The sequence below is a fragment of the Pseudoalteromonas sp. P1-26 genome, from assembly GCF_001401795.1.
GTDB lineage: Bacteria > Pseudomonadota > Gammaproteobacteria > Enterobacterales > Alteromonadaceae > Pseudoalteromonas.
On the sequence record NZ_LKDX01000003.1, the window covers coordinates 148,086 to 169,770 of the forward strand.

25 protein-coding genes are annotated in these 21,685 nt (G+C 42.3%); 15 read left to right on the forward strand and 10 right to left on the reverse strand.

All coding sequences use genetic code 11. The features are described 5' to 3' along the window. Window positions 1-4: 4 nt before the first annotated feature. Window positions 5-433: a 50S ribosomal protein L13 gene (rplM, locus tag AN394_RS03360; RefSeq protein WP_054561088.1), complete on the reverse strand. Its 429-nt coding sequence runs from the start codon at window positions 431-433 to the stop codon at window positions 5-7. A 280-nt stretch (window positions 434-713) separates the two neighbouring features. Further along, window positions 714-1,802 carry a cell division protein ZapE gene (gene zapE, locus AN394_RS03365; RefSeq protein ID WP_054561089.1) on the reverse strand — a complete coding sequence of 363 codons (1,089 nt, stop codon included), beginning with the start codon at window positions 1,800-1,802 and terminating at the stop codon, window positions 714-716. Between the two features lie 178 nt (window positions 1,803-1,980). On the opposite strand from zapE, the gene AN394_RS03370 reads away from it, so the two are divergent. The 3 genes from AN394_RS03370 to AN394_RS03380 all read left to right on the forward strand — a co-directional run bounded on the left by AN394_RS03370 (window position 1,981) and on the right by AN394_RS03380 (window position 5,081). Next, window positions 1,981-2,424 carry a YhcB family protein gene (locus AN394_RS03370; protein WP_055020791.1) on the forward strand — a complete coding sequence of 148 codons (444 nt, stop codon included), beginning with the start codon at window positions 1,981-1,983 and terminating at the stop codon, window positions 2,422-2,424. 123 nt (window positions 2,425-2,547) lie between these two features. Further along, window positions 2,548-3,900 carry a Do family serine endopeptidase gene (locus AN394_RS03375; RefSeq protein ID WP_055020792.1) on the forward strand — a complete coding sequence of 451 codons (1,353 nt, stop codon included), beginning with the start codon at window positions 2,548-2,550 and terminating at the stop codon, window positions 3,898-3,900. Window positions 3,901-3,998: 98 nt separating this feature from the next. After that, window positions 3,999-5,081, forward strand: a complete 1,083-nt coding sequence (locus tag AN394_RS03380; RefSeq protein ID WP_055020793.1) for a trypsin-like peptidase domain-containing protein — start codon at window positions 3,999-4,001, stop codon at window positions 5,079-5,081. Window positions 5,082-5,148: 67 nt separating this feature from the next. Here AN394_RS03380 and murA read toward each other — a convergent pair whose 3' ends face one another. From murA to AN394_RS03415, 7 genes are read right to left on the reverse strand one after another with little or no spacing between them, the layout of a single operon-like run. After that, window positions 5,149-6,408 (reverse strand): UDP-N-acetylglucosamine 1-carboxyvinyltransferase, encoded by a 1,260-nt coding sequence (murA, locus tag AN394_RS03385; protein ID WP_054561093.1) that lies wholly within the window; start codon window positions 6,406-6,408, stop codon window positions 5,149-5,151. Window positions 6,409-6,423: 15 nt separating this feature from the next. Beyond that, a complete protein-coding gene (locus AN394_RS03390; RefSeq protein ID WP_054554171.1) occupies window positions 6,424-6,681 on the reverse strand; it encodes a BolA family protein in 258 nt (85 codons plus the stop codon). Window positions 6,682-6,686: 5 nt separating this feature from the next. After that, window positions 6,687-6,980, reverse strand: a complete 294-nt coding sequence (locus AN394_RS03395) for a lipid asymmetry maintenance protein MlaB (protein ID WP_055020794.1) — start codon at window positions 6,978-6,980, stop codon at window positions 6,687-6,689. Beyond that, the gene (locus tag AN394_RS03400; RefSeq protein WP_054561095.1) at window positions 6,973-7,650 is read right to left on the reverse strand and encodes a phospholipid-binding protein MlaC; all 678 of its coding nucleotides are present in this window, start codon (window positions 7,648-7,650) and stop codon (window positions 6,973-6,975) included. Before AN394_RS03400 ends, AN394_RS03395 begins: the two co-directional genes overlap by 8 nt. Window positions 7,651-7,652: 2 nt before the next feature. After that, entirely contained in the window at window positions 7,653-8,201 is a 549-nt protein-coding gene (mlaD, locus tag AN394_RS03405; protein ID WP_054561096.1) for an outer membrane lipid asymmetry maintenance protein MlaD, read from the reverse strand. A gap of 13 nt (window positions 8,202-8,214) precedes the next feature. Further along, on the reverse strand, window positions 8,215-8,994 hold the full coding sequence (gene mlaE, locus AN394_RS03410; RefSeq protein ID WP_054554167.1) for a lipid asymmetry maintenance ABC transporter permease subunit MlaE: 780 nt from the start codon (window positions 8,992-8,994) through the stop codon (window positions 8,215-8,217). Continuing rightward, window positions 8,987-9,805 (reverse strand): ATP-binding cassette domain-containing protein, encoded by an 819-nt coding sequence (locus tag AN394_RS03415; RefSeq protein WP_082401555.1) that lies wholly within the window; start codon window positions 9,803-9,805, stop codon window positions 8,987-8,989. The genes mlaE and AN394_RS03415 overlap by 8 nt, the downstream gene beginning before the upstream one ends. Window positions 9,806-10,053: 248 nt before the next feature. On the opposite strand from AN394_RS03415, the gene AN394_RS03420 reads away from it, so the two are divergent. From AN394_RS03420 to mgtE, 12 genes are all read left to right on the forward strand, one after another. Further along, window positions 10,054-11,022, forward strand: coding sequence for a calcium/sodium antiporter (locus AN394_RS03420; RefSeq protein WP_054561098.1), 969 nt, complete (start codon window positions 10,054-10,056; stop codon window positions 11,020-11,022). Between the two features lie 3 nt (window positions 11,023-11,025). Beyond that, window positions 11,026-11,997, forward strand: a complete 972-nt coding sequence (locus tag AN394_RS03425) for a KpsF/GutQ family sugar-phosphate isomerase (protein WP_055020795.1) — start codon at window positions 11,026-11,028, stop codon at window positions 11,995-11,997. A 3-nt stretch (window positions 11,998-12,000) separates the two neighbouring features. After that, a complete protein-coding gene (kdsC, locus tag AN394_RS03430) occupies window positions 12,001-12,552 on the forward strand; it encodes a 3-deoxy-manno-octulosonate-8-phosphatase KdsC (RefSeq protein WP_054561100.1) in 552 nt (183 codons plus the stop codon). Beyond that, the gene (gene lptC, locus AN394_RS03435; RefSeq protein ID WP_054561101.1) at window positions 12,549-13,103 is read left to right on the forward strand and encodes an LPS export ABC transporter periplasmic protein LptC; all 555 of its coding nucleotides are present in this window, start codon (window positions 12,549-12,551) and stop codon (window positions 13,101-13,103) included. Before kdsC ends, lptC begins: the two co-directional genes overlap by 4 nt. Next, window positions 13,093-13,614, forward strand: coding sequence for a lipopolysaccharide transport periplasmic protein LptA (lptA, locus tag AN394_RS03440; protein WP_054561102.1), 522 nt, complete (start codon window positions 13,093-13,095; stop codon window positions 13,612-13,614). The genes lptC and lptA overlap by 11 nt, the downstream gene beginning before the upstream one ends. Next, a complete protein-coding gene (gene lptB / locus AN394_RS03445) occupies window positions 13,611-14,336 on the forward strand; it encodes an LPS export ABC transporter ATP-binding protein (protein WP_054561103.1) in 726 nt (241 codons plus the stop codon). The genes lptA and lptB overlap by 4 nt, the downstream gene beginning before the upstream one ends. A gap of 115 nt (window positions 14,337-14,451) precedes the next feature. Further along, entirely contained in the window at window positions 14,452-15,948 is a 1,497-nt protein-coding gene (locus AN394_RS03450) for an RNA polymerase factor sigma-54 (RefSeq protein ID WP_054561104.1), read from the forward strand. 27 nt (window positions 15,949-15,975) lie between these two features. Then, window positions 15,976-16,263: a ribosome hibernation promoting factor gene (hpf, locus tag AN394_RS03455; RefSeq protein ID WP_036971325.1), complete on the forward strand. Its 288-nt coding sequence runs from the start codon at window positions 15,976-15,978 to the stop codon at window positions 16,261-16,263. Window positions 16,264-16,266: 3 nt separating this feature from the next. Then, complete coding sequence (ptsN, locus tag AN394_RS03460; RefSeq protein WP_054561106.1) at window positions 16,267-16,719, forward strand: PTS IIA-like nitrogen regulatory protein PtsN; 453 nt, start codon at window positions 16,267-16,269, stop codon at window positions 16,717-16,719. Then, a complete protein-coding gene (gene rapZ / locus AN394_RS03465; protein ID WP_054561107.1) occupies window positions 16,720-17,565 on the forward strand; it encodes an RNase adapter RapZ in 846 nt (281 codons plus the stop codon). Between the two features lie 13 nt (window positions 17,566-17,578). Beyond that, window positions 17,579-17,851, forward strand: coding sequence for an HPr family phosphocarrier protein (locus tag AN394_RS03470; RefSeq protein WP_054561108.1), 273 nt, complete (start codon window positions 17,579-17,581; stop codon window positions 17,849-17,851). 211 nt (window positions 17,852-18,062) lie between these two features. Further along, complete coding sequence (gene mgtE / locus AN394_RS03475) at window positions 18,063-19,421, forward strand: magnesium transporter (RefSeq protein ID WP_054561109.1); 1,359 nt, start codon at window positions 18,063-18,065, stop codon at window positions 19,419-19,421. Between the two features lie 78 nt (window positions 19,422-19,499). Here the strand turns inward: mgtE and AN394_RS03480 are convergent, their stop codons facing one another. After that, on the reverse strand, window positions 19,500-21,677 hold the full coding sequence (locus AN394_RS03480; RefSeq protein WP_055020796.1) for a YgiQ family radical SAM protein: 2,178 nt from the start codon (window positions 21,675-21,677) through the stop codon (window positions 19,500-19,502). Window positions 21,678-21,685: the final 8 nt, after the last annotated feature.

Sequence of the window (21,685 nt, forward strand, 5' to 3'; positions counted from 1 at the left end):
CTCCTTAAATGTCTAGAACCTGAGGCTGTTGTGCAGCATGGTTGTGCTCAGTACCTGAGTAAACTTTAAGTTTACGGTACATTGCGCGGCCTAAAGGACCACGTGGCAACATGCCTTTAACAGCTTTTTCGATGATCATTTCAGGCTTTGCAGCTTGAAGCTTGTCGAAAGTAGTAGACTTAAGACCACCTGGGAAACCAGTATGAGCGTAGTACATTTTGTCTTTTGCTTTATTACCAGTAACAGTAACTTTCTCAGCGTTGATAACGATGATGTAATCACCAGTATCTACGTGAGGAGTGTATTCAGCTTTATGCTTACCGCGTAGGCGACGAGCGATTTCAGTAGCGATGCGACCTAAAGTTTTACCTTCAGCGTCAACTACGTACCAGTCACGTTTTACTGTTTCTGGCTTAGCAACAAACGTTTTCATTTATTAAAATCCAATGTTTTTTAATTAAAACCACAGGTAATTATTATTAATTACCGCTCTAAGTTGAATGCTTTAACCCCTTCGAGTTTAAGACTTTGAGCCATCAATTAGAGGCTAAACTAATATCTGGCAATAGAACGCAACGTGGCAGACGCGGGAGTATACCAGCACTTGAACCACATTGCTATATGATGGTTGTTTTTTATTCGAGAAAATCAGCTATCAGCTATCAGCTATCAGCTATCAGCTAAAAACTGACGGCTGAAGGCTGACAGCTCTACTACGCTAGATGCTCTTTTGCTAAATACTCTAGCGATTGCATTTCTTGTAGTCGGCTAATACAACGCTTAAATTCAAAATTTAAGTTACCTTCGCTATATAGCTCGGTTATTGGCTTTTCAGCAGAAATAATCAGCGTTACATGACGCTCGTAGAATTCATCCACTAACGCGATAAAACGACGTGCGGCATCATCATTGGCTTGGCCTAATGATTTTACGTTAGACAAAATCACCGTGTTATAAAGTCGGCTTATTTCCATGTAATCAACTTGGCTGCGGGCTGTTTCACATAGTTCACTAAACTCAAACATAGCAATACAGTCAGACACTTTACGGGTTTTGATCATCCGCCCTTCAATTTCAATTTCTTTATCGAGCACACCGGGCTCAGGTGACAACTTATCGAAGTATTCAAATAAATTATCATCAGCTTGCTTATCAAGCGGACTATGGAAAATTTCGGCTTGCTCAAGGGTACGTAAGCGATAATCAACCCCCGAATCAACATTAACAATTTCGGTATTGGCTTTTACCAGTTCTATTGCTGGTAAGAAACGCGCACGTTGTAAACCGTTTCGATATAGCTCATCAGGCACGATGTTTGATGTCGCAACCAGCACAATACCGCGTTCAAATAATGCTTCCATCAAACCACCTAGTAGCATTGCATCAGTGATATCTTGCACAAAAAATTCATCGAAACAGATAATGTCTGTTTCTGATTTAAAGATATCTGCAACCACATTTAATGGATTACTGGTATTTTTTAACTTTTTCAGCTCATCATGCACGCGATGCATAAAACGGTGAAAGTGCACACGCATCTTACGATCAGTAGGTAAAGCTTCGTAGAAAGTATCAACTAAATAGGTCTTACCTCTACCTACTCCACCCCAAAAATACAGCCCTTTTATACTTGGCGTGCTATCTTTAGAGAATAGTTTGGCAAACCACCCCTTCGCGGCCGGTTTGTCTGCCGTTAGGTCATCATAGAGTCTTTGCAAATGGCGCACTGCATTTTCTTGCGCTGCATCATGTACAAAGTCTTCACGTTGTAAATCTTGTTGGTATTTCTGCCAAGGAGTCATAGGTCGTTACAATAAAACACAGTTAAATTTGCACAGTATATTAACACGCATCGTATCTCAGGGTATATTAGCCCGCAGTATGATTTCACAATCAAATTAAGCATATTTTAATAATGATTGGACTATAAATGCTTTTAAAGCATTTGTTTTTGTTATTTTTTCCCAAAGGGGTAGATTTATGGGCACAATTACCTGGATAGGTATTCTAATCATCGTTGCAATTTCAGCATTCTTCATTGGTGCTTTTGTAACCAAAAAACAATTTAAGCAAGACGAACTAGAACAACAAGTCGAGCAAGCTAACAATGCGCTTGAACAATATCGTCAAGATGTAGCTGATCATCTAGCGAGCACAGGTAAGCTAGTATCTAAAATGAAAGATAACTACGACCAGCTACTGAACCATGTAGAAGAAACAAATAAACTACTACTTGCTGATAAAAAACAGCATCCAAATGAGCCGTTCTTTTCTAAAGAAACGACTGAGCAATTACAAAACTCATTACAAGACCGCAGAGGCGATCGTTCAAGTGCCGAAGCTCAGCCTGCTGACTATGTTGTTGGTGAAACGGGCTTGTTCACTGGCTCAGAGAAAGTTTCAGAACATTCTAAAGCCTCTTGATGAACTTTTTTTTGACCCCATAGTCTTTAGATATAACAGCTTTATATCTAAACCAAGAAAAGGGCTGCTTATGCAGCCCTTTTTAGTTTTTGCTTTATCTCTGAAGTGGAGTAAACCCAGACTATGAAAATGAAATTATCTGTTATCAGTGCTGCTATTTTATCTTCTAGCTTATTATTAAGTCCTGCAATTTCAATGGCAAAACTTCCTGTTGCTGTAAATGGTCAACAATTGCCAACCCTAGCACCTATGCTTGAACAGATCACACCGGGAGTGGTGAGTATTCAAGTGTCAGGCTCTAAAGAAGTTCGCCGCCGTGCGACTCCTTTTGATGACTTTTTTGGTGTTCCTCGTGGTGGCAGTCAAAAGCGTGAGTTTAGTGGCCTAGGCTCAGGTGTGATCATTGATGCAGACGAAGGTTACGTGGTAACCAATAACCATGTTATCGAAGATGCCGAAAAAATGGTGGTGACCTTAGAAGATGGTCGCGAATATGAAGCAACTAAAATCGGTAGCGACAAAGAATCAGATATTGCCTTATTGCAAATTGATGCAGAGGACTTAACCGCGCTTAAAATTGCCGATTCGGATCAGTTACGTGTAGGTGATTTTGCTGTTGCCATTGGTAATCCATTTGGTTTAAGTCACACAGTAACATCAGGTATCGTCAGTGCCCTTGGCCGTAGCGGTTTAAATATAGAAGGTTATGAAGACTTTATTCAAACCGATGCAGCTATCAACCAAGGTAACTCAGGCGGCGCGTTAGTTAACCTTAATGGTGAGCTGATTGGTATCAACACCGCTATCTTAGGTGCATCTGGCGGTAACGTGGGCATTGGCTTTGCAATTCCATCTACTATGATGAAAAACCTTATTGACCAAATTATCGAACACGGCGAAGTACGTCGCGGTTCGCTAGGTATTTCGGGTCGCCCACTTGATGCAGGCCTTGCTAAAGCACAACAACTCGACGTGAAGCAAGGCGCTTACGTTATGCAAGTAATGGATGATACCGCAGCAAGTAAAGCGGGTATCAAAGCCGGTGATGTAATTATTAGTGTCGATGGCACCGAAATTAGTGGCTTCCATGAACTACGCAGTAAAATTGCTACACTAGGTGAAGGCAAAAAAGTAAAACTGGGCATTTACCGAGATGGCAAAGTTAAAACTGTTAATGTCACGCTCGATGGTGCATCAGCCACAACTGCCGCAGGCGAAGAGACACACCCAGCTTTCCAAGGTGCAACATTAGAAAACACTCAGAAGAGTGATGGTAAAGGTGTTGAAGTAACCGGCGTGCAAGCACGTTCTCCTGCTGCTCGCGTTGGCCTTGAAGAAGGTGACGTGATCATGCAAGTGAACCGTCAACGCGTTGAAACAATTCGCGACATGAATAAGATCATCGAAAATACCAAAGGTAACATCGTACTAGGTGTTAAGCGCGGTAGAGAGCTTATTTTCGTACTGATCCAGTAAACCTAGTTGATAAATCATGAAAAAATAACAGCGGTGCTTGCCGCTGTTATTTTTTTTGTGCCATCATTAAGGGATTGCTCACTGATAATAAGAATACTGTGCTAAAACTTTTTAAATTTATCCTTCCTCCGCTTTTCACCGGTTTAGGCATTGCCTTTTTAGTGGTGTTATTTAGCCCAAGCCTTCGTAGCACACTGTTACCAGATATGAATTTACCTGCGGCGATATCATCAGAGCATATGAGCTTTGCTGATGCAGTGCAAAAAGCAGCACCGTCGGTTGTTACTATTTTTTCAGAAAGCATTTCCAATCAACCGCGCTATAAACGCCAAAACACCGTTCAAGCTCTTGGCTCTGGTGTGATCATGACCCAAGACGGCTATATTCTGACTAACTACCATGTAATTAAAAATGCCGATCTCATTATCGTCACGCTGGCTGATGGCCGTCGCTTTTATGATGTACAAGTGATTGGTTTTGATACTCAAACAGATTTAGCGCTATTAAAGATCAGCGCTGAGCATTTACCAAAAATTCCAGTAAATGATAAATTTAAGCCACGTGTTGGTGATGTTGTTTTAGCGATTGGAAACCCGCTTAACTTAGGCCAAACCATTACCCAAGGTATAATCAGTGCGACGGGTAAACAAAACTTAATCGATAGCCCTTACAGCAGCCTGTTACAGATGGATGCTGCGATTAACGTAGGTAACTCAGGTGGCGCGTTAGTCAATTCACGAGGTGACTTAGTCGGTATTACCTCGGCACAATTTAAAACTCATGAAAATCTCGATATTCAGGGTATCTTTTTTGCGGTACCTTACTCGATTGCCAAAGATGTGATGGATAAGCTAATCAAACATGGTCGTGTCGTTCGTGGCTATTTAGGCTTCAGTGGCACAGGTATTGATAGCACGGGCAAAGATGTAAGCGATAGCTTTACACCTGTTGCAGGCATGCGTATTTCTCAACTTGATCCATTTGGCCCAGCTTGGAAAGCAGGCATCAGAGAAACTGACATTGTAATCAAAATTGGCGGTATTCCTGTAGCCAACCCACAACAAGTGCTCGAGAAACTTGCGAATACAGAACCAGGTAAAGAGCTTGAATTTGAGATTTACCGCGATGGTAAAGTCTTAAAAGTGATGGTAACTGTTGCTGAACTCGAAGACGAGCAGTAGTTACTGAAACAACACAGATATAAAAAAGGCCTAACTGATGTTAGGCCTTTTTTATAAGTCTTAGCGATTAGCTTGAACGACGCTTGATATTGGCACCTAGAGCACTCAACTTATCTTCAATGCGTTGATAACCACGATCTACGTGATAGATGCGGTCAACAATAGTCTCACCTTGAGCAACGATGCCAGTAAGAATCAGACTTGCCGAGGCACGTAAATCAGTTGCCATTACCTGTGCGCCCGATAAGCTTTCGGTATCCCCACAAATTGCTGTATTACCTTCTAAGCGAATGTTTGCGCCCATACGCTGTAACTCAGGCACGTGCATAAAACGGTTTTCGAAAATCGTTTCTGTGATGGTTGCACTGCCCTTCGCTACCACATTTAAAGCTGTAAATTGCGCTTGCATATCGGTAGGGAAACCCGGGTGTGGCATAGTCTTAATATTAACCGCTTTTAGTTCGCGGCCACGCATATCAAGGTAAATGCTGTTATCAGTGACTTCAACCAAGGCGTTGGTAGCACGCAACTTTTCAATCACAGGATCAAGACTATGGTGGTCTGTATTTTTACAAAGCACTTCACCGCCAGCCATTGCCGCCGCAACCAAGAAAGTGCCTGTTTCAATGCGATCAGGAAGAATGCTGTACTCACAACCCGATAGTGACTCAACCCCTTCAATTTCGATACGGCTAGTGCCTGCACCGCTGATCTTCGCACCCATCGCAATTAAGCAATTAGCAAGATCGGTAATTTCAGGTTCGCGAGCTGCATTTTCAAGTACTGTTTTACCGTCAGCCAGCGTTGCTGCCATCAGTAAGTTTTCTGTTGCGCCAACACTGACCATCTCCATAAAGATTTCAGCGCCTTTTAAGCGACCATCAACCTTTGCGTTGATGTAACCATTTTCAACCTTGATGATAGCGCCCATGCGCTCAAGACCTTGAATATGGATATCAACTGGGCGAGCACCAATTGCACAACCACCAGGCAGTGATACTTGCGCTTCACCAAAACGGGCAACTAAAGGACCTAATGCAAGTACTGAGGCACGCATTTGCTTTACCAGATCGTACGGTGCAAGCGTTTTATCAACCGTCGCACCATCAATGATTAGCTTGTCTTGCTGCCACTCTACATTTGCACCCAGTGTTTTTAACAAGGCTTCTGTGGTGCCAATATCGCGTAAACGAGGAACATTACTAAAGGTACTTTTGCCCTGCCCTAAAAGCGCAGCAAAAAGAATTGGAAGAGCGGCATTTTTAGCGCCAGAAATAGTGACTTCACCTGCCAGCGAGGTGCCACCTTGAATAACAAATTGATCCATTAGGAGGCCCTGCGACTATTGAGGTAAAATAAATTTTTGTTCGCGTTTCCATTCAGTCGGTGTGAACGCTTTAATAGATACAGCGTGGATTGTACCGTCTGAGATTGTTGACATTAACGGAGCATAAACCAACTGTTGCTTCTTCACGCGAGATAAACCATCAAAACACTCACCAACAGCAATCACTTCGTAGTGGCTACCATTTGCTTTAACAATCACTTCATCTAGTTTTAGTTCGTCGCGTAATAACGTTTCGACTTGGCTTGTTTCCATAAATCTCACTCAAATAAGTTTGTGACCTGACCCAATTGCATTAAATTTTGCAGTTGTTCAGGGCTATTTTGCAGTTCAAGGTGAATACCTTGCAGCTTTAATTCTGCGAAAGAGTGAATTAACCAAGCTAAGCCCGCTGTGTCAACCCTAGATAGCCCAGAAAGGTCAAAATACCATGTTTTATGGCTAGAATCTGGCTTGACGTTCAGAAGGCGTTCACGGCCAATTGAATTTCGAGTCAGTTCGCCACTGACTCGAAACTGGTTATCTTCAAGTTGAGTAATCTCGACTTTACTCATCGCCACCATCACCTCTAAATTGCACTGGCAGTTGGCTCTTCTGCTCTAGTAAGTCACTTACATAATCTAGACCATGTTGGCGTAAAATACCTTGTAATTCACTTTGTTTAGCATCAAGCAAACTAATACCTTCTGCGATCATATCGTACGCGCCCCAGTCACCACTGCGGTCTTCACGTACTTTAAAGTCGATTCTGATATCAGGTTTACCGGCTTCAACAATCTTAGTTTTAACAACCACCACATCTTGGCCTTTGAAAGGCTGAGGCGGAGCAAACTCAACGCTTTGATTAGTGTATTGAGTAAACACACCTGCGTAAGTAGCAATTAAATACTTTTGAAAAACGTCAATGAAGCGTTGTAACTCTTTAATCGCTTTCGCTTTTTCCTCTTTATCTTCGATAGCACGCACCTTTGACACGTGATTACCTAGTACGCGCAGTGCAGCATACTTGTAGTCAATGTAAGGCATTAGCTCTTCTTCTACGATAACGCGTAGATGCTCTTTGTCTTTCGCAATAAGAGGTTGGTCTTTAGTAATACGTGCAAAAGTATTATCTGACACTGTACGAACCATTTTGTACGGGTCTTTTAAATCAACCTTAGGTTCAGCGGCTTGTGCGTTTAGGCTAAACAACACAGCAATACATAATAAAAACTTCTTAAACATAATTATTCACCACCCTGGTTGAATAAGAACTGACCGATTAACTCTTCTAAAACAAGCGCTGATTTTGTATCAGTAATGTAGTCACCATCTGCAAGCGCTTTACTCTCAACACCAAATAAATCATCTAGATCTGTATCATGCTCACTTGCTGTTACATCTTCACCCATACAGCGTTGCTCAGCAGATTCAGGAGCAATAACAGGGTTAATGCCTAAGTACTGCTCACCTAAAATACCTGATGTTAAAATAGAGATTGATGTTGTGTCTGAAAACTTACATAAGTAATTTGCATCAATCGCCATATTAACCACAGGCACAAACTCTTTTGGGTGAATAAAGATTGATTCAACTCGGCCAACAACCACACCACCTACTTTAATCGGCGCACGTGCTTTTAAAGAACCAATGTTTTCAAACTTTGCGTTCAGTTGGTAAGTCTCACCACTACCACTAATGCCGGCATTCGCAACTTTAAATGCTAATAATGCAAATGCAGCGATACCAAGGGCTACAAAAAAGCCAACTAATATTTCTAATTTCCGTGAATTCATCTTTATACCCTAATTAGCTGGTAAACATTACCGCTGTTAAAATAAAGTCAAAACCTAATACCGCCAATGACGAGTGCACAACGGTTTCTGTTGTCGCTTTACTGATCCCCTCAGATGTAGGAACACAGTCATAGCCTTTATAAAGTGCAATCCAAGTCACAATCATGGCGAATACAAAACTCTTAATCATGCCGTTCACAATATCTTGTTGGAACGACACTTGCGCTTGCATGATTGACCAGAAGCTTCCTGAGTCAACACCAAGCCAATCAACACCCACTAAATGAGCGCCGATAATAGCAACCGCAGAAAATATTAATGCAAGTAATGGCATACTGATAAAACCAGCCCAAAAACGCGGTGCAATAATGCGTTTAAGTGGATCAATCGCCATCATTTCTAAACTTGATAATTGCTCGGTTGCTTTCATTAAACCAATTTCAGCAGTAAGTGCACTGCCCGCGCGGCCTGCAAACAGTAACGCAGTTACTACAGGGCCTAACTCCCGTAATAAGCTCAATGCCACTAAAGGCCCTAAGCTATCTTCAGCACCATAGCCTACTAATACGGTGTAACCCTGCAGGGCGAGCACCATACCGATGAATAAGCCTGACACCATAATGATTAAAAGAGATTGCGAGCCCACCATATATAATTGGCGAACAAGTAAAGGCGTGCCTTTTTTGAAGTTCGGCACATTAACGAGTGCACCAAACAGCATCTGAGTTGAACGGCCAAGCGCGGCAAAGCGCCCTAATGTTTTGTGACCTAACTTCTGGAATAGATCAAGCATTATGCACTCCTAGTAATTCATCATCATACGCAGGAGCTGGGAAATGGAATGGTACAGGACCATCCGATAAACCATTTAAGAACTGTTGCACAAGCTCAGATTCATGGTTTTGCATTTGCTCTGGTGAACCTTCGCCTATCACCCCTTGATCAGCAATGATGATCACGTGATCAGCAATGCTCATAACCTCTGTTACATCATGGGTCACGATAAGTGATGATAAACCTAGCACCTCATTCAGTGATTTAATTAGCTTAACTAACACACCCATAGAGATAGGATCTTGGCCAGCAAATGGCTCATCGTACATGATAAGCTCTGGATCAAGAGCAATTGAACGCGCTAAAGCAGCTCGGCGAGCCATACCACCAGAAAGCTCAGACGGCATTAAGTCTTGTGCACCACGTAAGCCGACAGCTTGTAATTTCATTAAAACGACAAGACGGATTAAATCTTCGCTGAGTTGAGTATGTTCGCGCAAAGGAAAGGCGATATTGTCAAACACTGACATATCGGTAAATAAAGCGCCACTTTGAAACAGCATACTCATTTTGGTGCGGGCAGCATAAAGTTCCTTGCGAGTCATGCCAGGAATGCTGTTGCCTTCAAATAAAATGTCACCAGAATCAGGTTTAAGCTGACCGCCAATTAAGCGCAACATGGTGGTTTTACCAATGCCGCTTGGTCCCATGATAGCGGTAATCTTGCCTTTCGGAATGTTAAAACTCATATTTTTATATATGATTCTATCGCCCCGTGAAAAGGTTACATCCTTGATTTCTACTATTGATTGCGACAAGTCGCTCTCCATAACGTTTTTCACTAGTTTTGCCATTTTAAGGGTTTTTTAGTCAAGATGGAAAAAACAAATCGTAAAATTTTGTAATATTTTCTATCAATAAATTCTAAAGCTAGCTGCAAAGAGCTTAACGAAACCTGAAATTTAGTTTCCTTGCTAAGCACGCTTTATGCTCGCCAGCCCATTCTTTTACTTATACTTTCAGGTTCGCTTTTGTTACTATTTGCAGTCATCTGTATAAGTAATGTTGGCGTATCACAATGGTGACTTCTTTTGTCATTTTAATTATTGGTTTTGCTGCACTCGTTTGGAGTGCCGATCGGTTTGTTTATGGGGCGGCTGCACTCGCAAAAAATATGGGGATCCCCACCCTAATCATTGGTTTAACCGTTGTTGCTATGGGCTCATCAGCCCCTGAAATGATGGTATCTGCGTCGGCAGCACTTGCTGATAAAACAGATACTGCGGTAGGTAATGCGGTCGGTTCTAACATTACTAACATCTTACTTGTACTTGGTGTCACAGCTTTACTACGCCCTCTTTCAGTATCTTCAATGACACTTAAACGCGAAATGCCGCTGGTACTGTTAATCTCAGTAGCCGCTTGGTATGTGTTCTCAGATAACTATTTTTCGTTCGCTGAAGGCATTGCCTTGATGATTGCTTTTGCTGTGTTTATTGGTGGTTTAGTTATTGTTTCTCTGCGTGCTAAAAACCAAGATGACCCATTTGTCAGCGAAGCATGTGAAGATGTTCCGAATGATGTCAGTACCAAATCTGCCGTATTTTGGTTAGTCATCGGCATGATTTTATTACCAATTAGTTCACACTTTTTAGTTGAATCAGCCGTTGATATTGCGAAATATTTTGGTCTATCAGACCTTGTAATAGGTTTAACCATAATTGCTATTGGTACCAGCCTACCAGAGCTGGCGGCCTGTATTGCTGGGGTATTAAAGAACGAAGACGATTTAGCGCTCGGGAATATCGTTGGCTCAAACATTTTCAATTTACTCGCCGTATTACCACTTGCGGGTATTATCAACCCATCAATTATTGACCCTTCTGCGGCAAACCGCGATGCACTTATCATGATTGCAGCAACGATTGTATTGATTGCCATGTCATTGAACTTTAAAGGTGCTCGTCGTATCAATAGAGTAGAAGGTTGCTTCTTGTTAATCGCATTTATTGCATATCAGGGCTATATTTTCAGCCAAGTAGGATAATTAATGACACAACCTAGCTTTATCGCGCAGGGTAAGCGCGTACTCGAAATTGAAGCACAAGCTTTACAAGAAATTGAGCAATATATAAATCAAGATTTCGATAACGCTTGCCAATTAATGTTCCAATGTACAGGTCGTATTATTGTGATTGGTATGGGCAAGTCTGGCCACGTTGGTAATAAAATTGCGGCGACCCTTGCAAGTACTGGCACACCGGCATTTTTTGTTCATCCTGGCGAAGCAAGCCACGGTGATTTAGGCATGATCACCCGTGATGATGTGGTGATGTGTATTTCGAACTCAGGCGAAACCAGCGAAGTACTTAGCATTATTCCTGTTATCAAGCGCATTGGCGCAAAAATGATTTCACTAACAGGCAACCCAGACTCAACCATGGCAAAACTGTCTGATGTACATGTGTGCATTAAAGTAAGCCAAGAGGCATGTCCATTAGGCCTTGCGCCAACTGCAAGTACCACAGCGACCTTGGTTATGGGTGATGCAATAGCGGTTGCGTTACTTGAAACCCGTGGTTTCACAGCCGATGATTTTGCGCTTTCGCACCCGGGTGGCAGCTTAGGTAAACGTTTATTGCTTATATTAGATGATGTGATGCACGCAGGCGACGCCACGCCAATCGTTCGCGAAACCCAAAGCATTAAAGACGCACTAATCGAAATGTCAGCCAAGGGCCTTGGTATGACCGCGGTGATTGGTGCAGATGAAAAGTTAGTCGGATTATTCACTGATGGTGACTTACGCCGTATTTTAGAACAGCGCACCGATATCCATAACACGGCAATTAGCCAAGTGATGACTCGTTCATGTACAACTGCTCGCCCTGATATGCTTGCAGCTGAAGCTTTAAATATTATGGAACGTAAACGTATCAATGGTTTAATTGTGGTAGATCAAAGTAATACGCCAATTGGTGCCCTTAATATGCAAGACCTATTAAAAGCAGGAGTTCTTTAAGCAATGACATTCGCCGAGCTATACCAGCCTCTTAGCCCTGATGTGAGTCAGCGCGCACAAAAAGTAAAATTGCTAATCTGTGATATAGATGGTGTTTTTTCTGATGGCCGAATTTATTTAGGTAATGATGGCGAAGAGCTTAAAGCATTTAATACTAAAGATGGCTTTGGTATTAAAGCGCTCATTAATAGTGGCTTTGAAGTGGCTGTGATTACTGGCCGCCATTCACAAATAGTTCAGCAGCGAATGACTAGCCTAACAGTTCAGCACATTTATCAGGGACAAGAAGATAAGCTGATTGCTTATCAAGAGTTAAAAGATAAACTGGGGCTGACTGATGAACAAATTGCCTATATTGGTGATGATGGTCCAGACTTACCAGTAATGGAAAAAGTAGGGTTTGCTGTTGCTGTAAACGACGCACACCCACTGATTAAAAAGCTGGCTCATTACACCACATTATTACCAGGTGGCTTTGGAGCTGTGCGTGAATTAACTGATTTACTCATGTTAGAAAACGGTAAGCCGTTAACTAGCGATGGAACCAGCGCATGAATATAGCCCGTATTTTACTGAGTATTGTTTTTGTTTGTTGCATGGTGTGGTTATGGTACCCGTACTTTAACCAATCAACAGACACAATAACTAGTGAAGACGAGATCATCGCAACACCTGATTACACTGCTGTGGCGTTAAAGCAAACAGCGTATGATGAGCAAGGCAAAATTAGTCATAAAGTGGCTGCTGCTAAAATGGAGTTGTATCAACAATTAGGGTTTACCTTTTTTGAGCAACCTATTTTTACTATTTATGGCGACCAGCATGTTTGGCAAGTAAAAGCCAAAGAAGCCACATTGTATGAAAACGATCAGCTGATTTTTGAAGGGGATGTAGTTGCTAAAAACTTAACCCACAACGGCATGATTGAAGATATAAAAGCAGAAAACATTAATGTCGATATTGATAAAATGACCATGTTTTCTAAGCAACCTGTGACACTAACAGGACCGAATTTAAAGATTACCGGTAAAGGCTTAAAAGCCGATTTAAAAACCGAAATTGTTGAGTTAACTAACCATACACGAACCATATACTATGACCAATAAACTGAAGAAATTACTCCTGATCCCAAGCTTATTGATTGCCTTTTCGGGCGCAGCTGCCGAGCAAACAGGCGCTCAAATTAGCATTAGCTCAGATCGCCAAGTAGGTAAACTAAAAGATGGCGTTGGCATATTTGAAGGTAACGTAGAGATCGTGCATGGTAATCGTCGTATTACCGCTGAACGCCTTGAAGCACACGGCGGTGACACCGAGGGTACAGTAGAGTTAATTATTGCCACAGGTAAGCCTGCTTACTTCGAAGAAAAGCAAACTGATGGCACCGTGATGAGCGCCAGCGCCGAAGAAGTTCGTTATGATGTTGCAAAACGCTTCTTAACCTTAAATGGTGAAGCTGAAGTTACTCAAGCTGGTCAAAAAGTGACAGCAAAAAGCATTACCTATGATATGGCACAGCAGCTGATCAGTGCTGAAAAAGACGAAAACTCAACAGATCGTGTACACACTATTTTAGTGCCTGTTGAAAATAAAAAAGACAATAAAGGCCAACCATGAGTACATTAAAAGCAGAGCTTTTAGCTAAGAGCTATAAAGGCCGCCAAGTGGTTAAAAATGTCGGTCTTGAAGTTGAAGCGGGCAGCATTGTTGGCTTGCTTGGCCCAAATGGTGCGGGTAAAACCACCACCTTCTATATGATTGTAGGCCTAGTTCCAAGCGACAAAGGTAAAATCAGCATTGATGATAACGATATTACCCTTTTGCCAATGCACAATCGTGCCCGCTTAGGTATCGGCTATCTGCCACAAGAATCGTCAATTTTTCGAAAGTTAACGGTTTACCAAAACTTGATGGCTATTTTAGAAACCCGCAAAGATCTAAACAAAGCAGGTCGCGAAGAAACACTAAATAGCTTACTCGATGAATTCAGCATCCAACACATTCGCGATAGCCAAGGTATGGCGCTGTCAGGTGGTGAACGCCGCCGCGTTGAAATTGCCCGTGCATTAGCCGCTAATCCTAAATTTATTCTTTTAGATGAGCCTTTTGCTGGTGTTGATCCGATTTCAGTGTTAGATATAAAGAAAATTATTGAGCACCTAAAAAATCGTGGTATCGGTGTACTAATTACTGACCATAATGTTCGAGAAACCCTTGATGTTTGTGAAAAAGCCTACATTGTTTCTCATGGGGAGCTAATTGCATCAGGCACACCTGAGCACGTATTAGCAGACCAAACTGTACGCGATGTATATCTAGGCGAGCAATTCAGGCTGTAACCATTACGCCAGCGACTAGAGCATCTGCTAGACTAATAACAATGACAATAAATCGATAATGACTTAACTGTGTTTGCACAGTTATCGATAACTTTAAAAGGATTGTTAGGGATACATGAGGCAATCATTACAGCTGCGCATGGGCCAGCAACTTACAATGACTCCACAACTGCAACAAGCTATTCGTTTGTTGCAGCTCAGTACATTGGATCTCCAGCAAGAAATTCAAGAAGCGCTTGATAGTAATCCCCTACTTGAAGTGGAAGAAGCGGATTACAATGAAGAAAGCACCGGCAAGAATGAGCAAAAAGCGGAGTCTGACGATGTGCAAGTCAGCGCGTCTGCCGAAGAAGCACCTAGCGAGTACGAGCAAGAAAGTAGTGATGCTCTCAATAAAGACACCGTAAGCGATGACTTAGCCATGGATGTTACTTGGGATGAGTACATGAGTGCCGCCCCTTCAACATCATCAGGGCCAATGCCTGAAGATGAGTCTATCTATCAAGGTGCATCAACCGAAACTCTTCACGAATACCTAATGTGGCAATTACAGCTCACGCCATTTAGCCCTACTGATGAAGCGATTGCTGTCGCAATTGTAGAAGCTATCGATGATTCAGGTATTTTAACGGTAAGCTGTGAAGATATCGTCGAAAGCTTTAATCAAAATAACGATGAAGAAGAAATCGAACTTGATGAAGTCGAAGCGGTCTTAAAAAGAATTCAGTTATTTGATCCTGTGGGTATTGGCGCGCGCAGTTTACAAGAATGTCTGTGCATTCAGCTACGCCAATTCGATGCCGATACGCCATATTTAGCTGAAACTAAAATGGTTTTATCTGAGCATATCGAATTATTAGCGAGTCGCGACTATCGAACTTTGATGAAAAAGACTAAGCTTAAAGAAAACGAGCTTAAAGAAGTGATGACGCTCATCCACAGCTTAAATCCTAAGCCTGCGGATAGCATAGTACGCGAAGAATCTGAGTACGTTATACCTGATGTATCAGTGAAAAAAGTGAAAGGCCGCTGGGTAGTCGAGTTAAACCCAGATTGTATGCCAAAGATTAGAGTGAACAGCCAATATGCAGCTATGTCTCGCTCTGTTAAATCAAGTAGCGACAGCCAATTTATTCGCTCTCACTTACAAGAAGCAAAGTGGTTTATTAAGAGCTTAGAAAGCCGTAACGATACGCTATTAAAGGTGACCAACTGTATCGTTCAACAACAACAAGCTTTCTTTGAGCATGGCCCTGAGGCAATGAAGCCGATGGTGCTAAATGATGTTGCTGAAATGGTCGAAATGCATGAATCGACGATTTCACGGGTAACAACGCAAAAATATATGCATACCCCACGGGGTATTTTTGAGTTGAAATATTTCTTCTCAAGCCATGTCAGCACCGAAAATGGTGGTGAGTGTTCTTCTACAGCAATACGCGCTTTAATCAAGAAGTTAGTCGCTGCAGAAAACTCAGCTAAACCATTGAGTGATAGCAAAATTGCAGATATATTGGCTGAGCAAGGAATTAAAGTAGCTAGACGTACAATTGCAAAATATCGTGAGTCTCTAGCAATACCTCCGTCTAATCAGCGTAAGAGTCTGATTTAGACGTTTTACATAGAAGGAAAAATGCTTATGCAACTAAATTTAACTGGTCGTCATGTAGAAATCACAGATTCATTAAGAGACTATGTAAACACCAAGTTTGCAAAACTAGAAAGGCATTTTGACCATATTAATAATGTTCATGTCATTCTAGATGTAGAAAAATTAAGCCAAAAAGCAGAAGCAACTTTACATGTAAACGGAGGCGAATTATTCGCTTCTACAGAACATCAAGATATGTACGCAGCCATTGACTCACTGATCGATAAACTTGATCGCCAAGTCATTAAACACAAAGAGAAATTAGCTCGACATTAAATTATGAAACTAAGTTCACTTACTAACCAGGACTGCAGCAAAGCTGCGGTCCTTTTTAATAGCAAAAAAAGAATTCTTGAATATATCAGCGAACTGGCCCACCAGCAGCTTCCTCATTTATCGCAACAAGATATCCTAGATGCTTTACTCAACCGAGAAAAACTAGGTAGCACCGGCATTGGCCGAGGTATTGCTATTCCACATGGCCGAATGAGCGGCGCAGATGAGCCTCATGCATTTGTGATAGTGAGTGAATCCCCTATTAATTTTGATGCAATTGATAATCGTCCAGTTGATATTTTTGTGGCACTCATCGTACCAGATGGTGACTGTCAGCTTCACCTAAAGACCTTATCAACAATTGCTGATAGACTTAAAGATAAAGAATTTTGTAAACAGCTGCGTAGTGCTACTACCGATCAGCAACTGTTTCAGGTCATATCAGCAGAGGCATAAATGGAATTAATAATTATCAGCGGTCGCTCAGGCTCAGGTAAATCGGTCGCTTTACGAGTACTTGAAGACTTAGGCTATTATTGCGTTGATAATATTCCGGTTAATTTACTGCCTTCGCTCGTACGTAGTGTGTCTGATAACTACGATAAAATAGCGGTCAGTATCGACGTACGTAACTTACCGAAAGAGCAGCAAGAATTTAATGATATTCTTGAGTACCTGCCAGGTTTCGCAAACCCAACACTATTCTATTTAGACAGTGATGACCAAACTCTGATCAAACGCTTTTCAGAAACACGCCGCTTGCATCCACTATCTATTGATTCTTTGCCGCTTGATCTGGCCATTAAACAAGAAAAAATCCTGCTTGATGTGTTGATCACTCGCGCTGACTTTATGATTGATACCACTGATCTGAGTGTTCATCAGTTAGCAGAATCAATTCGCGAAAAGATTTTAGGTAAAAAAGATAAAAAGCTAATTATTACTTTTATGTCGTTTGGCTTTAAGCATGGTATTCCAAAAGAAGCTGACTACGTTTTTGATGCACGCTTTTTACCTAACCCACACTGGGAACCTGATTTAAAGCCACTAACTGGCCTTGATCAACCAGTAAAAGATTACCTAGCTAGCCACAGCATAGTGCAAAAGTTCACTTGGCAAATACAAACCTTTGTGCAAACTTGGTTGCCACATTTAGAGCGTAATAACCGCAGTTACCTGACCATTGCTATTGGTTGCACCGGCGGCCAGCATCGCTCTGTTTACTTAGCGCAAACAATTGGTGAGAGCTTTGCCAAAAGCCATGCTAATGTAAAAATTCGCCACCGCGAACAAGACATTTAATTAGGCACCAACAATGCACGCTGAAGATACCTTTTTAATTCAAAACAAACTTGGCTTACATGCTCGTGCTGCTACTGTTTTAGCGCAATTAGCACTGCAATTTGATGCCAAAATTACGCTTTATCAAGATGATAAAGAAGCTGAAGGCGACAGCGTGTTAGCATTAATGCTACTTGAAAGTAGTCAGGGTAAAGAAGTTCGCGTTGTGTGCGAAGGCCCTGACGCCGATGCTGCATTAACGGCAATCGGCGAATTAATTGCACAACGCTTCCACGAGCAAGAATAGCATTTGCTAAGACTTCAAGGTTTACGGTAAACTTAATTCGGATATTTAAAATTCCCTTTAAATATCCTACTTTTATATCGCTCGCTTTTCTAAATTACAAAACTCTTAATAAATTTATCGCAGTGCGACGATATCTCTGCAAATACACTACAAAGCAACTATGCTGTATTTGCTTAGCCTATTTAAACTTTTTTCAGTTGTAAGGACGCCAATGCCAGAAGCCTTTGAACAAGATTACCCACTACAACAACTCAAACAAGTGACCAAGTCACTCAATAGTGGTCAATTTGTTCAAGTGCGCGGTATGTTAGCCAAAACGGCACCTTGTGATACAGCCCTTTTACTTGAATCTTCTCCCCATAAAATTCGTCGTATGCTTTGGCAGCTGGTTGATCCAGATGTCCGTGGTGATGTTCTAGAAGAACTCTCTGAAGATGTACGTCTTGGCATTATTGCCCAGATGGAGCCTGAGCACATTGCTGCTGCCACTGAAGATATGGACGACGATGACTTAGGTGAGGTTTTACGTAGTCTTCCTGATACCGTATATCAAGACGTTGTCAGTGCCATGGATTCGCAAGATAGAGAGAGAGCAACTCAAGCACTTTCTTATCAAGAGCGCTCAGCCGGTGCCTTGATGAACAGCGATACGGTCACCATTCGTCCTGACGTTACTCTCGATGTTGTACTGCGCTATTTACGCTTACGAGGTGAGCTACCAGAGGGTACCGATGACTTATATGTAGTTGATAAGCATAACTGCTTTTTAGGCGCGCTTTCATTAACTACATTGCTGACCAGTCCTTCAGATAAAATTGTTCGTGATTTAATGGATGAAGACTGTGAGTCAATCCTAATCTCTATGGATGAAAGTGATGTAGCGCAACTGTTCGAGCGTCACAACTGGATTTCAGCGCCTGTTGTGGATGATAACGCTCACTTGCTTGGTCGTATTACTATTGATGATATCGTTGACGTAATCCGTGAAGATGCAGAGCACAGCATGCTAAGCCTCGCTGGTCTTGACGACGAAGAAGATACCTTTGCGCCAGTGCTAAAAAGTTCGCAGCGTCGCTCTATTTGGCTTGGGGTTAACTTATTAACCGCATTGTTAGCAGCAATTGTGGCAAGCTTTTTCGAAAACACCTTAGCAATCTTGCCTATTTTAGCGGTACTCAATGGTATCGTCCCTTCAATGGGGGGTGTTGCGGGTAGCCAAACCCTAACTCTGGTTATTCGTGGTATAGCGGTTGGTCATATCAACCAAACCAACCAACGCTTCTTATTACTTAAGGAGTTAGCGATTGGCGCACTGAATGGCATTATTTGGTCGATATTAATTGCTGGTGTGGTTGCCCTATGGCAGTGGGACTTTAAACTCGGCGCAGTGCTGGCCTTTGCAATGTTTATGAATCTTGTTGCCGCTGGTATTGCGGGTGCGAGCATTCCATTAATTCTTAAGAAAATGAAAATTGACCCAGCCCTTGCAGGGAGCGTAGTGCTGACAACCGTCACTGATATTGTTGGTATCTTTGCCTTTTTAGGCACTGCAACTTGGTTATTGATCTAATACCAATTCGCAATAATACTTAGTTAAGCGAATTGGTATAAATAAAAACGGCCCTTAAAGGGCCGTATTTATATCTATTTACTTTGCGCGCTGCTTATTTTTACCTACTCGAGGTTTGGTATTGGCCTTTTTAAACTGGCTAAAACCGGTGTGACGAGTCAGTGCCGCACGGCCTTTACCGCCCTTTCCTCTAGCAGCTTTCTCGTTACGACCTTCTTCAGGTACCAAACAGTTCGGTCCTTTACCGATTAGATTCGCTTTGCCCATTTTTCTTAGTGCTTCACGGATCATCGGCCAACCAGCAGGATCGTGGTAACGTAAAATCGCTTTGTGTAAGCGACGCTGGCGTGCGCCTTTTGGAACAGGCACTTGCTCAGTATTGTTCTTAATATTACGCAGCGAGTTCATCTCAGTGTGATAAATCGTGGTTGCATTGGCCATCGGCGATGGATAAAAGTTTTGCACTTGATCAAGCTTAAAGTCATTAGACTTTAACCACAACGCCATGTTCACCATGTCTTCGTCTTTCGTTCCTGGGTGAGCAGAAATAAAATACGGGATCAAATACTGCTTTTTACCCGCTTCTTTTGAGTATTTATCAAATAGCTCTTTAAACTTATCGTAAGCTCCCATGCCCGGCTTCATCATCTTAGACAATGGACCATCTTCAGTATGCTCAGGGGCAATTTTTAAGTACCCGCCTACGTGATGGGTAACCAACTCTTTTACATAGCGAGGGTCTTCTACAGCTAAGTCATAACGTACGCCAGACGCAATCAAAATTTTCTTTACACCTTTTACATCACGGGCTTTTTTATAAAGCTCAATAGTTGGGGTGTGATCCGTGTCCATGTGCTTACAGATATCAGGATAAACACATGATAAACGTCGGCATGTACTCTCTGCTTTTTTACTCTTACAGCGCAACTTGTACATATTCGCTGTCGGTCCACCTAAGTCAGAGATAACCCCAGTGAAGCCCGGTACTCTGTCACGAATTTGCTCAATTTCATCAATAATTGATTGCTCAGAACGGCTTTGAATAATACGTCCTTCGTGCTCTGTAATCGAACAGAAAGAACAGCCACCAAAGCAACCACGCATGATGTTCACCGAGGTTTTAATCATTTCATAGGCTGGGATTTTTTCATCGCCGTAGCTTGGGTGTGGAATACGCTGATATGGCAAACCAAATACGCCATCCATTTCTTCAGTTTCAAGCGGAAATGCAGGCGGGTTAACCCAAATAGAACGATCGCCATGGCGTTGAAATAACGCACGGGCGCAACCTGGGTTTGTTTCTTGGTGCAAAATACGCGAGGCATGGGCATAAAGCGGTTTATTTACGCTTACTTGCTCATACGCTGGCAGCTTAACGTAGGTCTTTTCCCAAGGCTTAGGACGAGCTGGCTGAATAGTGACTGGCTTAGCCGCCTCGGCACTTAAATCAATACCTGCTTTTTTAAATTCAGATTTACTACAACCCACATCATCTGCGCCATACGGGTTTGGAATTGGATCAATCTTACCTATTTTATCTATTGCAGTTGAGTCACTACCACGCCAACCCGGTAATGGTTCTTTACGAATAACCGCAGTACCACGAATATCTTGAATTGTCTCTACCGACTCACCCGCGGCAATACGGTGGGCAACTTCAACAAGTGGGCGCTCAGCATTACCGTAAATTAGAATGTCAGCTTTGGCATCAAACAATACGCTACGGCGTACTTTTTCTTGCCAATAATCATAATGAGCAATACGGCGTAAACTCGCCTCAATACCACCAATGATCAGCGGCACATCTTTATAAGCTTCGCGACAGCGTTGGCTGTATACAACTACCGCACGGTCAGGACGTTTACCGCCTATGTTACCCGGCGTATAAGCATCATCATGACGCATACGCTTTTCAGCAGTATAACGGTTGATCATCGAGTCCATATTACCCGCTGTAACACCAAAGAATAAGTTAGGCTTACCTAACTCCATAAAGGCATCTTTTGAGTTCCAATCAGGCTGTGCAATTATACCCACACGAAAACCCTGTGACTCAAGCATACGCCCTATCACAGCCATACCGAAACTTGGGTGATCTACATACGCATCACCACTGACAATGATCACGTCACAGCTATCCCAGCCTAACGCGTCCATTTCTGCACGAGTGGTTGGTAAAAATGGCGCCGTGCCATAGCATTCAGCCCAATACTTAGGGTAAGAAAACAGGCCTCGCTCGGCTTTTAATGCGCTCATAAAGTGTA

Coding starts and splice junctions, on each gene's coding strand:
- rplM (WP_054561088.1), bottom strand. CDS start 433: ATGAAAACGTTTGTTGCTAAGCCAGAAACAGTAAAACGTGACTGGTAC.
- zapE (WP_054561089.1), bottom strand. CDS start 1,802: ATGACTCCTTGGCAGAAATACCAACAAGATTTACAACGTGAAGACTTT.
- AN394_RS03370 (WP_055020791.1), top strand. CDS start 1,981: ATGGGCACAATTACCTGGATAGGTATTCTAATCATCGTTGCAATTTCA.
- AN394_RS03375 (WP_055020792.1), top strand. CDS start 2,548: ATGAAAATGAAATTATCTGTTATCAGTGCTGCTATTTTATCTTCTAGC.
- murA (WP_054561093.1), bottom strand. CDS start 6,408: ATGGATCAATTTGTTATTCAAGGTGGCACCTCGCTGGCAGGTGAAGTC.
- AN394_RS03390 (WP_054554171.1), bottom strand. CDS start 6,681: ATGGAAACAAGCCAAGTCGAAACGTTATTACGCGACGAACTAAAACTA.
- AN394_RS03395 (WP_055020794.1), bottom strand. CDS start 6,980: ATGAGTAAAGTCGAGATTACTCAACTTGAAGATAACCAGTTTCGAGTC.
- AN394_RS03400 (WP_054561095.1), bottom strand. CDS start 7,650: ATGTTTAAGAAGTTTTTATTATGTATTGCTGTGTTGTTTAGCCTAAAC.
- mlaD (WP_054561096.1), bottom strand. CDS start 8,201: ATGAATTCACGGAAATTAGAAATATTAGTTGGCTTTTTTGTAGCCCTT.
- mlaE (WP_054554167.1), bottom strand. CDS start 8,994: ATGCTTGATCTATTCCAGAAGTTAGGTCACAAAACATTAGGGCGCTTT.
- AN394_RS03415 (WP_082401555.1), bottom strand. CDS start 9,805: ATGGAGAGCGACTTGTCGCAATCAATAGTAGAAATCAAGGATGTAACC.
- AN394_RS03420 (WP_054561098.1), top strand. CDS start 10,054: ATGGTGACTTCTTTTGTCATTTTAATTATTGGTTTTGCTGCACTCGTT.
- AN394_RS03425 (WP_055020795.1), top strand. CDS start 11,026: ATGACACAACCTAGCTTTATCGCGCAGGGTAAGCGCGTACTCGAAATT.
- kdsC (WP_054561100.1), top strand. CDS start 12,001: ATGACATTCGCCGAGCTATACCAGCCTCTTAGCCCTGATGTGAGTCAG.
- lptC (WP_054561101.1), top strand. CDS start 12,549: ATGAATATAGCCCGTATTTTACTGAGTATTGTTTTTGTTTGTTGCATG.
- lptA (WP_054561102.1), top strand. CDS start 13,093: ATGACCAATAAACTGAAGAAATTACTCCTGATCCCAAGCTTATTGATT.
- lptB (WP_054561103.1), top strand. CDS start 13,611: ATGAGTACATTAAAAGCAGAGCTTTTAGCTAAGAGCTATAAAGGCCGC.
- AN394_RS03450 (WP_054561104.1), top strand. CDS start 14,452: ATGAGGCAATCATTACAGCTGCGCATGGGCCAGCAACTTACAATGACT.
- hpf (WP_036971325.1), top strand. CDS start 15,976: ATGCAACTAAATTTAACTGGTCGTCATGTAGAAATCACAGATTCATTA.
- ptsN (WP_054561106.1), top strand. CDS start 16,267: ATGAAACTAAGTTCACTTACTAACCAGGACTGCAGCAAAGCTGCGGTC.
- rapZ (WP_054561107.1), top strand. CDS start 16,720: ATGGAATTAATAATTATCAGCGGTCGCTCAGGCTCAGGTAAATCGGTC.
- AN394_RS03470 (WP_054561108.1), top strand. CDS start 17,579: ATGCACGCTGAAGATACCTTTTTAATTCAAAACAAACTTGGCTTACAT.
- mgtE (WP_054561109.1), top strand. CDS start 18,063: ATGCCAGAAGCCTTTGAACAAGATTACCCACTACAACAACTCAAACAA.
- AN394_RS03480 (WP_055020796.1), bottom strand. CDS start 21,677: ATGAGCGCATTAAAAGCCGAGCGAGGCCTGTTTTCTTACCCTAAGTAT.